General features: G+C 45.3%; 11 protein-coding genes. 9 read left to right on the top strand and 2 right to left on the bottom strand.

The window, feature by feature from the left end; translation table 11 throughout:
* Nucleotides 1-145: 145 nt before the first annotated feature.
* From EOO50_RS14990 to EOO50_RS14965, 6 genes are all read left to right on the top strand, one after another.
* Nucleotides 146-598 (top strand): hypothetical protein, encoded by a 453-nt coding sequence (locus tag EOO50_RS14990; RefSeq protein ID WP_290841097.1) that lies wholly within the window; start codon nt 146-148, stop codon nt 596-598.
* Between the two features lie 37 nt (nt 599-635).
* A complete protein-coding gene (locus EOO50_RS14985) occupies nt 636-1,442 on the top strand; it encodes a helix-turn-helix transcriptional regulator (RefSeq protein ID WP_290841096.1) in 807 nt (268 codons plus the stop codon).
* 69 nt (nt 1,443-1,511) lie between these two features.
* Entirely contained in the window at nt 1,512-1,925 is a 414-nt protein-coding gene (locus EOO50_RS14980) for a DUF6265 family protein (RefSeq protein WP_290841095.1), read from the top strand.
* Between the two features lie 263 nt (nt 1,926-2,188).
* A complete protein-coding gene (locus EOO50_RS14975; protein WP_290841094.1) occupies nt 2,189-2,710 on the top strand; it encodes a biopolymer transporter ExbD in 522 nt (173 codons plus the stop codon).
* Between the two features lie 49 nt (nt 2,711-2,759).
* Nucleotides 2,760-3,212: a biopolymer transporter ExbD gene (locus EOO50_RS14970; protein WP_290841093.1), complete on the top strand. Its 453-nt coding sequence runs from the start codon at nt 2,760-2,762 to the stop codon at nt 3,210-3,212.
* Between the two features lie 119 nt (nt 3,213-3,331).
* A complete protein-coding gene (locus tag EOO50_RS14965; RefSeq protein ID WP_290841092.1) occupies nt 3,332-3,871 on the top strand; it encodes a hypothetical protein in 540 nt (179 codons plus the stop codon).
* 726 nt (nt 3,872-4,597) lie between these two features.
* On the opposite strand, the gene EOO50_RS14960 is transcribed toward EOO50_RS14965, so the two are convergent.
* Together EOO50_RS14960 and EOO50_RS14955 are read right to left on the bottom strand one after the other, a co-directional pair.
* Nucleotides 4,598-5,023, bottom strand: coding sequence for an Ig domain-containing protein (locus EOO50_RS14960; RefSeq protein ID WP_290841091.1), 426 nt, complete (start codon nt 5,021-5,023; stop codon nt 4,598-4,600).
* Nucleotides 5,023-6,483: an aminoacyl-histidine dipeptidase gene (locus EOO50_RS14955; protein ID WP_290841090.1), complete on the bottom strand. Its 1,461-nt coding sequence runs from the start codon at nt 6,481-6,483 to the stop codon at nt 5,023-5,025. Before EOO50_RS14955 ends, EOO50_RS14960 begins: the two co-directional genes overlap by 1 nt.
* Nucleotides 6,484-6,674: 191 nt before the next feature.
* Here EOO50_RS14955 and EOO50_RS14950 point away from each other — a divergent pair, with 191 nt between their 5' ends.
* The 3 genes from EOO50_RS14950 (at nt 6,675) to EOO50_RS14940 (ending at nt 9,634) form a co-directional block, all read left to right on the top strand.
* Complete coding sequence (locus tag EOO50_RS14950) at nt 6,675-7,736, top strand: DUF3810 domain-containing protein (protein ID WP_290841089.1); 1,062 nt, start codon at nt 6,675-6,677, stop codon at nt 7,734-7,736.
* Between the two features lie 156 nt (nt 7,737-7,892).
* On the top strand, nt 7,893-8,075 hold the full coding sequence (locus tag EOO50_RS14945) for a hypothetical protein (protein WP_290841088.1): 183 nt from the start codon (nt 7,893-7,895) through the stop codon (nt 8,073-8,075).
* Nucleotides 8,072-9,634 (top strand): serine hydrolase, encoded by a 1,563-nt coding sequence (locus EOO50_RS14940; RefSeq protein WP_290841087.1) that lies wholly within the window; start codon nt 8,072-8,074, stop codon nt 9,632-9,634. Before EOO50_RS14945 ends, EOO50_RS14940 begins: the two co-directional genes overlap by 4 nt.
* Nucleotides 9,635-9,714: the final 80 nt, after the last annotated feature.

Raw genomic sequence — 9,714 nt, 5'->3', positions numbered from 1 at the left:
CACGATAAAAACAAAGCTAAAACTTCTTGCCTTAATGACTTTGCGTCTTCGTGTCAAAAAAATTCACTTATAAAAAATCTTGTGGGAAACCTGTAAAGCGAACCACTCTCGAAAAACTAACTTTACATTTCTAAATAACAAACCCATGAAAACAACATTCCTATCCGTAACCGCCGCGTTCGCGCTAGCCATCGGAACCACGAGCTGTAAATCCGATAAACAAGACGCCCAGGAAGACGTCGTCGAAGCCACGGCCGACCAAGCCGAAGCGACCGCCGACTACGAAAACGCAAAAGCCGCCGACACGTCCGACTACGCGATCCTCAAAGCCGGAACCAAAAAACTGATCGCCGACAACGAGAAACGAATCGCCGAATTCCGCGTGAAAGCCAATGAAGGTTCGGCCGAAGAAAAAGCCAAAATGAACGCGCGCATCGACAAACTCGAGGCCAAAAACAACGATTTGAAATCGGATCTCGACAACTTCGGTGACAAGGCCGACGAGAAATGGGATGCGTTCAAAACTCGCGTGAAGGCGAGCGTCGACGATATCGACAAAGACATCAACGACTACAAAAGAGAGCACAACTACGACTAGTTTGTAAAGTTTACCAAAAATTCGCAACCTTTGATCGATGGACTACAAAGAATATGTTCCCGATCAAAGGTTACTTGCGTTCATAAAGGCGCATTGGAGCCTCGAAAGTGCCGACGGGGAAAAGCCGCATTCGCGTGAGCGCGTGTTTCCCGACGGTTGCATCGAGGTCTTATTCCATTACGGCGACCTGTTCACGAAGTTCGATTCGTCGGGTAACCGATATGTGCAGCCGCTGAACCTCATCCACGGGCAGATCACGAGTTTCATCGAACTCGAAGCCACGGGAAAAGTCGGGATTTTGAGCGCGAGATTTATGCCGTTCGGGTTGCGCCCTTTCGTCAATATCGACATCGATTCGATTACCGATAAAGTCGTTTTGCTTACCGATGTCTGGCCCGACGCACAACCTTTCGTCGACGAAATGGCGAATTGCACGAACAATACGGAACGCATACAAAAACTAGAAGATTTCCTGATACTAAAGCTCGATTTGTCCAGACACGACAAAGCCGTGGAATGTTGCGTGTCCGAAATTTCGGCGTCGAACGGAAGCTGCGCGATCGAAAAATTGTCGGAACGATTGCACGTCGGGAAACGCCATCTGGAACGCAGGTTCCGCGCGTCGGTCGGATTGAGTCTGAAGATGTATTCGCGCATCGTTCGGTTCAATAACGCGTTGCAATTGATTGAAAACCGCGATTTCAGTACGTTCACGAATGTCGCACTCGACGGAGGATTTTACGACCAGGCGCATTTCATAAAGGATTTCAAGGATTTGACAGGGTTGAACCCGAAGCAATATTTCCGGGAAAATCTCGAAATGGTGAAATTCTTCAACTTGTAGAAAGTCGTTTTTTTACAATTTCCGAAATGGAAAAACCGCGCATCTTTGCGTAAATCAAAACCATAAACAATGAAAAACGCCATCATCGCGCTCGCCGCAGTCGCCATCGTAAGCTGCGACAAAAAGAAAGACGAGACTACTTCGAACGAAAACCTGAAGACCGAAACCGTACGACAGTCGCTCGAGGGCGCAAACTGGCTCGTGGGCAGCTGGCAAGATGTGTCCGACGAAGGAATGCTCACCGAAACCTGGAAAACCGAAACCGATTCGTCGCTCGCGGGCAAGACGATTTTTCTCGTGGGCAAGGACACGGCGTTCACTGAAAACATCAAACTCGTGTCGCGCAACGGAAGTTTGGTTTACATCACGGCCGTGAGCGATCAAAACGACGGAAAGGCGATCGAATTCCCGCTTAAATCGGCGACTGAAAAACAACTCGTCTTTGAGACCGGCTCACGATTATCCGACGAAAATCACGTATGACAATTTCGGGGTTCCATCGTGGCGACGATTTCGGGCAGGAAGGTCGGAGTTGAGATGAGCGAAAACTTCTCGATGAAAAAAGTGGAATGAGTGCCTGAGTGCCTGAGTGCCTGAGTGCCTGAGTAAAAATATCAATTCTAAGGGTCGGACTAAAAATTGTCCGACTTTTTTATACTTTTTCCAACGGTCGTTACGTTCGTTTACTATAAACTCGTCTCAGGCACTCAGGCGCCGTGCACTCAGGCACTTAAAACAAAAACACCATGGCCGAATTAAACACCGAATCCAACGCGGGCGACAAAGCGAAGAAAGTCCGCAGCCGTAAACTGAACTCAAAAGTAGATTTGACCGCAATGGTCGATCTGGCTTTTTTACTGATCACTTTTTTCATGCTTACGACGTCGCTCGCCAAACCCCAGGCAATGGATCTCACAATTCCTAGCGAAGGCGAACCGAATCCCGTCGATGAGAACCGAACGCTCACGATCTTGATCGGTAAAGACGACAAATTGAAATGCTTCATGGGCAAATCATCGGAACACACGCCTAAGGAACTCGCGCCCGGAAAGGAGTTGCGAAACGAGATCGCGTCGCGCAAGAAAGACGTGCTCGCGTACTCGACCGCAAAAGGAACGCCTGAAAAAGGCTTGATCGTTTTGATTAAACCTGGCAAGAATTCGAACTATGGAAATCTGGTCGATGTTCTCGACGAGATGGCGATTTCAGAAGTGCCGACGTATGCGATCACCGATCTTCTTCCTGAGGAAACCAAGTTGTTGAAGTGATTTTGGCTGGAGCGATAATCGTATATTTAGGCTCCAATCAGATAATATCATGAAAAACCTCTATAGTTTGTTGGTTTATTTCGGAACATGCCTGCTTATGATTTCGTGTCTTTCCAAGCCGCAAAGCATGGATCTTGCACTGCCCGAAAACAAAACTGAGATAGCCGTAAAACCCGAAGACGAATACCGCACGATGACAATCATATTGGGGAAAGACAAAGAAATTATTTCCTACATGGGTAAAATTTCCAACGGAAACGCAAAAGATTTGACATTGGGAAAAAGCTTGCGTGACGAAATTGCAACTCGAAAAAAACAAGTGCTCGAAGAATCGGCGGAAAAAGGCAAATCCGGAAAAAGCTTGACGGTCATAATACGGCCAAGCGCGATTTCGAGTTATGAAAGCCTGGTTTCCGTACTCGATGAGATGGCGATTTCAGAAGTCGAGACGTATTTGATAGGCGAATTGCTTCCCGAAGAAAAAGAACTTTTAAATCCGTAAAACCCTACAAACCTGAATTGCAAACACGCTGAACGGCGTGTTTTTTTATGCAAAAAGTTAAATGACATTCGAGATATTTGGTTTTATCTTATTTTTAAAAATCTAACAAACAATTACTTATGATTAAAATTTACGCTTTATTGGCGTGCATGCTCTTGTTGTCGTGCGCCCAAACGGAATCCGACAAAACGCTCGCGATCGCAAAACCCAAAAGCGAACTCGAACAAAAAGCAGGCTGGTTATTAGGAAAGAATTGGGGAAAAGTAAACGAACAGGCAAAGCTCATTTCCAGATGGGAAAAAGTAGACGATTCCACATTCAGGAATTTTACGACGATGGAGGCCGATATACTTCCAAAAAACAAACTAGCCGACCAATGGCTCGAACTTCGCAAAGGCCAAATTTGGTATATCACACGTGAACACGGAAGAACATTTCGTTCGAAGCTTACTTCATCGGCCAAAAATGAACTCGTTTTTGAAAGTCAGGACGCCGACAACATCGACAAGGAAACCATTCAATTCCATGGCGATTCCATCTCGATGTCGCATGAATATGAGCACGGCGTGAAACAACGATTTGTGTTTTGGGCGCTGTCAAGCGAAGAAGTAAACGCCAAAATCAAACCCCGAAAAACTGTCAGTGTACAGGAAAAGTAACACGAAAAGCTGGTACGATCAGGATTTTGTGTTTGCCTCAATCAACCTTGAAAAAAGTTAAACCATTTAGTAGTTAAGATTAGTTACGACCATAAATCCTTAACTAATCTTAACTCCTTAACGGTTAAAAAAAATTTGCGAAGTCAATCTAACTGGCCTCAACGATAAAACGAAAGTCAAATCCAGGTCAAAACCCTTAACTAACCTCAACTTCTTAACGGTTAAAAAAAATCCTAAATCAGGCATCGATGCTCTTAATGCTCTCAATGCTCTTAATGGTTCCAAAAAACGAGCGAAAATCCGAAACCCTCAACTAACCTCAACTATCTTAACTGTTCAAAAAAAAAAAATTGAAATCAGTTCTCAATTATCTTAATGCTCTCAATGGTCCAAAAAAAAACAATCGAAAATCCAAAACCCTTAACTAACCTCAACTATCTTAATTGTTCAAAGAAAAATTGAAATCAGTTCTCAATTATCTTAATGCTCTTAATGGTCCCCAAAAAAAAAACGAGCGAAAATCCGAAACCCTTAACTAACCTCAACTATCTTAATTGTTCAAAAAAAAATTGAAATCAGTTCTCAATCATCTTAATGCTCTCAATGGTCCCAAAAAAAAAACGAGCGAAAATCCGAAACCCTCAACTAACCTCAACTATCTTAACTGTTCAAAAAAAATTGAAATCAGTTCAATTATTTTAATGCTCTTAATAGTCCAAAAAAAAATCAATTTACCCTAATTTGATACGCATGCGAAATCTTCCCACTACAATCACTCGGAAAAAGCACATCATTTAAACCATCATCTTCCCCTTCCGATTCCGGCGCATCATACTCATACTCCACCACAACCCGAAACTCGAAAGTCCCATATTCAATAGGAGTTCCAGTGATCGAAAAACCATTTCCCGTCGTATTGCACTCCAATCCATCAGGCAAATGGCCTTCGACTTTCGCGACCGAATGGGTGAAATAGTCGATATTTTCAATCGCAACGCTCTCCGAATAATTCTGAAAACGCATCGCATCGTCAAAGTCATGGTCCTCCATTTTAGGATCGTAAGACGAGCCGCGACAAACGCGCGACGTGTTGCAGGAAACTAAAATTACCGTCGCAGCGAGACAAACCGCAATTCGCTTTAGATATTCCATCAGTTTTTGCTTGGAATATTTTCAAGGATTTCAAGCACGAACTTCCAGTATTTCTGAGCCGACGAAATACTCGCGCGTTCATCAGGACTGTGGGCGCCGTGGATTGTCGGACCGAACGAAATCATATCCATTCCCGGATAATTCGTTCCCAGAATCCCACATTCCAAGCCGGCGTGGCAGGCGACGACTTTGGGTTCGGAACCGTTTTGTTTTTTATAGATATCGACGAGAACCGTAAGTATTTCCGAATTTACGTTTGGCGTCCAACCCGGATAACTTCCCGAGAACGACACGTCGTAACCCGCCAACTGGAACGCGGCCTTGAGCGCATTCGCCAAATCGAATTTCGAGGTTTCCACCGACGATCGCGTCAAACATCCGATCATGATTTCTCCGTCTTTCACAACGACACGTGCGATATTGTTCGACGTTTCGACAAGATCGGCCATGTCGGCGCTCATTCTATAAACGCCGTTGTGAGCCGTGTAAAGTGATTGGATGAGTTTTTGTTGGGCGTCGACGGCCATAACTTTATCGGGCGTGTCGGTTTTTTCGATTGTGATCTGCAGATTTTTTTCGGTGGTCGAAAATTCGGCTTTGATGTCGAGGATCGTCTTTTCGAGATCGGTCAGGAATTCTTCAACTTTTGCCTGCGGAAGCGCGACGATCGCAACACTTTCACGCGGGATCGCATTCCTCAAACTTCCACCATCGACACTCGACACGCGCAAATCGAATTCCTCGAACGTCTCGAACAACAATCGGTTCATGATCTTATTCGCGTTGCCCAGACCTTCGTGGATCTGCATGCCCGAATGCCCGCCGTTCAAGCCTTTAACGGTAATTTTATAACCCGATGTGTGGAGCGGCGCATATTCGCGCTCGTAGCTGCCTTTCGCCGTAACATCGATTCCTCCGGCACAACCGATGTCGATTTCATCGTCTTCTTCGGTGTCGAGATTCAACAGGATTTCACCTGTGAGGATTCCGCCTTTGAGGTTCAACGCGCCCGTCATTCCCGTTTCCTCATCGATCGTGAACAACGCCTCGATTGCCGGATGCGCGATGTCTGTCGACTCTAGGATCGCCATGATCGTTGCTACTCCGAGACCATTGTCGGCGCCTAAGGTCGTGCCTTTTGCGCGCACCCAATCGCCGTCGACGTACATCTCAATGCCTTGGGTATCGAAATCGAAAACCGTGTCGTTGTTCTTCTGATGCACCATATCCAAATGGCCTTGCATGACGATGGTCTTGCGGTTTTCCATGCCCGGAGTCGCGGGTTTGCGGATGATGACGTTTCGAATTTCGTCTTCAAAGGTTTCCAACCCGAGCGAATTCCCGAAGTTTTTCATGAATTCAATGACGCGATCTTCTTTTTTGGACGGGCGCGGCACGGCGTTTAAGTCGGCGAACTTGTTCCAGAGTTGGGTTGGTTGGAGGTTTCTTATTTCGGACATTTTAGAATTTATTTGTTATTTTTTGTTTAGGGTTTAGAGTTTAGAGTTTAGGGTTGTATCGGAAATTTATAAACGATTCGTTCTTTATGAACCGAAACGCTAAACGCTAAACCCGAAACGCTAAACTCTAAACCCTAAACTCCAAACAAAAATACAAGTTACTATCTTTACCTAAAAGAAAGTCTGCAACTATGCGCAAAAAATATTGGCTTCCCGTTTTCCTCGTCGTGCAGATTGTCGTGGTTAAAATCCTTTCGCTTTTCCCCGAATTCGTCGAGAACTATTACAGCAACGGTTTGTATGTCTGGACTTCGGCGGCTGAACGCTGGCTTTTTGGATGGATTCCTTTTTCGTTCGGCGATGTTCTGTATGGTGTCGTAATTTTCTTTTTGTTGCGCTGGTTCTGGAAAAAACGCAAGACGTGGCGCATCCATTGGAAAGACAACATATTACGCATGGTCAGTTTCGTGTCGGTGTTTTACTTTCTGTTCCACTTTTTTTGGGCGATGAACTACCATCGCGTGAAACTTCCCGAAAAACTGCACATTGCAACCGAATATTCAGATCAGGAGCTGCTCGCGTTTACCAAAAAACTGATCGCCCGGACGAACGAACTCCACGTTTCAATCACGGGAAATCCATCAGACAAAGTCGTGAATCCATATTCCCAAACGCAGGTTTTCGACCTCAACCAAAAAGGATATATGAGCCTTTCAAAAACCTATCCGTATCTGGCCGCAGGAAAATCGAGCCTTAAGAAATCGTTGATCAGCCTGCAATTGACTTACATGGGATTTTCAGGTTATTTGAATCCGTTCACGAATGAGGCGCAGGTGAATGACATGGTTCCGATGTATTCTTTTCCCGTCACGGCATCGCACGAGATGGCTCATCAGATCGGATATGCAAGTGAAAGTGAGGCGAACTTCGTTGGTTTTCTCGCCGCGATCGCCAACGACGACAAATATATGCGGTATTCGGGCTACACGCTCGCACTCAAATATTGTCTTCGCAGCATGGAGGCGCGCGATGAAAAAACCGCGTTGGCTTTGCTCAAGACCGTCAATCCCGGAATCCGCAAAAACTTCAAGGAAAGCCGGGTTTTTTGGGACAGTTATGAAACGTTTATCGAAAGCGGATTCAAAGTGTTTTACGACAATTTCCTAAAGGCGAACCAACAGGATGAAGGTCTTGAAAGTTACAGCAGGTTTGTGGATTTAATGGTGAATTATTACAAGAATGAGAAATTCTGATTGGAGATTCGCACATTCAAAACTATTGGTTATGAATGAAATACGTTGTGCTTTTTGTACCTTAGTTGACTTATCTCCAAAGGATGTCCGACGGATTTTCTCACTCAATCGACTAAAAAACGAAACACAGCACAAATGTTCGACCGGTTCAAAAAAATGATTTGGAAACGCGGCTTGAAATCCGGGATTCTTGAATCTTTTGCACGTAAAAATCCTGAAAGTATTTTTTTCAGCGGGTCTGCTTCCCACGACGCACATTTTCAGAATCCGAATCTTATTGCCGACCTGATTTACCTAATCACCGAAACCCAACCCAAACAAAACCGCAACAAACCATGAAAAAATTCAACTATTTCATACTTGTCTTCATAGCGATGTTTCTATCGACCGACAACGTCGCAGGCCAACTGACATCAAGCGAAGTCGACGCACTCGTCACGAACGCGATGGAAAAATTCAAGGTTGCGGGTGTTGCGGTCGCAATCGTAAAAGACGGGAAAGTGATACACGAAAAAGGATACGGCGTGAAATCGATCGAAACGAAACTTCCGGTCGACACGCACACGAACTTCCAAATCGCTTCGAATAGCAAGGCATTTACCACTGCGGCTTTGGCGATCCTCGTCGACGAAGGTAAAATCTCATGGAAGGACAAGGTAAAGACATTCATTCCCGAATTTAAGATGTATAACGAATATGTCTCTGAAAACTTCCTCATCGAAGACCTACTTTGCCATCGCAGCGGCCTTGGGCTTGGAGTCGGGGATCTCATGGGTTTTCCCGATGGTTCAGACTTCACGATAAAAGACGTATTGGCCAGCTTCCAACATTTCAAGCCTACATCGAATTTCCGAACGCAGTTCGATTATGACAATTTACTGTACTGGGTCGCGGGCGAGGTCGTGGCAAGGGCAAGCGGCATGAGTTGGGAGGAATTCGTGCAAACCAGGATCATGGTTCCGCTCAATATGGAAAATTCGGCCGCATCGGCGAGTAAATTGAAAGGCGACAACATCGCGATGCCACATTCGACCGAGAACGAAAACAGCAAAATCAAACAGATTTCATTGTTCAAAGAAATCGTAAATGGTGCGGCGGGCGGCATATTTTCAAACGCCGACGACATGTCCAAATGGGTAATCACTCAGTTGAATCAAGGGAAATACGGTGACAACCTCGAAAAAAAACTTTTTTCACCCGAGCGCCAAAAGGAAATGTGGGCCATCCATACCGTAATGGACGTTTACAACGAACCCAGATACAACCAACATTTCAACGGCTATGGGCTCGGCTGGTTTTTGAGCGACGTGAAGGGAAATCTCCGGGTATCGCATACGGGCGGTTTACCGGGCATGTTGTCGCAGGTATTCATGATTCCCGACCTAAAATTGGGCGTGGTGATCCTCACGAATACTGAAAGCGGCGGCGCGTCACTCTTCAGGGCGGTGAATAACGTCATCGTAGACAGTTATCTTGGTTTGGACAAAATCGATTGGGTCGAAACGTATGCGGCGCGTTCCAAACAAAACAGGAATGTGGGCGATTCCATTACGACCAACGTTTGGAAACAGGTCGAACGATCCAAAAAAATAAAGGTCAATCCAACGGATTATGTCGGGATTTATGAAGACAACTGGTTCGGAAAAACGGAAGTGTTCCTGAAAGGCGACCAGCTGTGGTTCAAATCCCATCGTTCCCCAAAATTGAACGGCCCGATGCGACTCTACAAAGGCAACACATTCGCCATAAAATGGGAATATCAGGACATGAATTGCGATGCGCTCGCCATATTTTCACTGGACGAGGAAGGCAAGGCGCAACGTATAAAAATGAAAGGCATTTCACCGAATATCGATTTCAGTTTCGACTTCCAGGATTTGGATCTGGTTCGAAAATAGCATTTCGATTTCAAACTGAATCCGAGAACAGCCTATTTTGGACACAATTGATATTCCGCAAAAATTTCCTAACTTTAGGA

The organism is Flavobacterium sp. (assembly GCF_004211145.1).
In the GTDB taxonomy this organism is placed as follows: Bacteria; Bacteroidota; Bacteroidia; order Flavobacteriales; family Flavobacteriaceae; genus Flavobacterium.
This window is presented reverse-complemented; position numbering and strand designations above follow the sequence as displayed.

Excerpts from the sequence above, each read along its gene's own strand:
- EOO50_RS14985 (WP_290841096.1), top strand. The coding sequence starts at position 636 with ATGGACTACAAAGAATATGTTCCCGATCAAAGGTTACTTGCGTTCATA.
- EOO50_RS14955 (WP_290841090.1), bottom strand. The coding sequence starts at position 6,483 with ATGTCCGAAATAAGAAACCTCCAACCAACCCAACTCTGGAACAAGTTC.
- EOO50_RS14960 (WP_290841091.1), bottom strand. The coding sequence starts at position 5,023 with ATGGAATATCTAAAGCGAATTGCGGTTTGTCTCGCTGCGACGGTAATT.
- EOO50_RS14970 (WP_290841093.1), top strand. The coding sequence starts at position 2,760 with ATGAAAAACCTCTATAGTTTGTTGGTTTATTTCGGAACATGCCTGCTT.
- EOO50_RS14950 (WP_290841089.1), top strand. The coding sequence starts at position 6,675 with ATGCGCAAAAAATATTGGCTTCCCGTTTTCCTCGTCGTGCAGATTGTC.
- EOO50_RS14980 (WP_290841095.1), top strand. The coding sequence starts at position 1,512 with ATGAAAAACGCCATCATCGCGCTCGCCGCAGTCGCCATCGTAAGCTGC.
- EOO50_RS14975 (WP_290841094.1), top strand. The coding sequence starts at position 2,189 with ATGGCCGAATTAAACACCGAATCCAACGCGGGCGACAAAGCGAAGAAA.
- EOO50_RS14940 (WP_290841087.1), top strand. The coding sequence starts at position 8,072 with ATGAAAAAATTCAACTATTTCATACTTGTCTTCATAGCGATGTTTCTA.
- EOO50_RS14965 (WP_290841092.1), top strand. The coding sequence starts at position 3,332 with ATGATTAAAATTTACGCTTTATTGGCGTGCATGCTCTTGTTGTCGTGC.
- EOO50_RS14990 (WP_290841097.1), top strand. The coding sequence starts at position 146 with ATGAAAACAACATTCCTATCCGTAACCGCCGCGTTCGCGCTAGCCATC.
- EOO50_RS14945 (WP_290841088.1), top strand. The coding sequence starts at position 7,893 with ATGATTTGGAAACGCGGCTTGAAATCCGGGATTCTTGAATCTTTTGCA.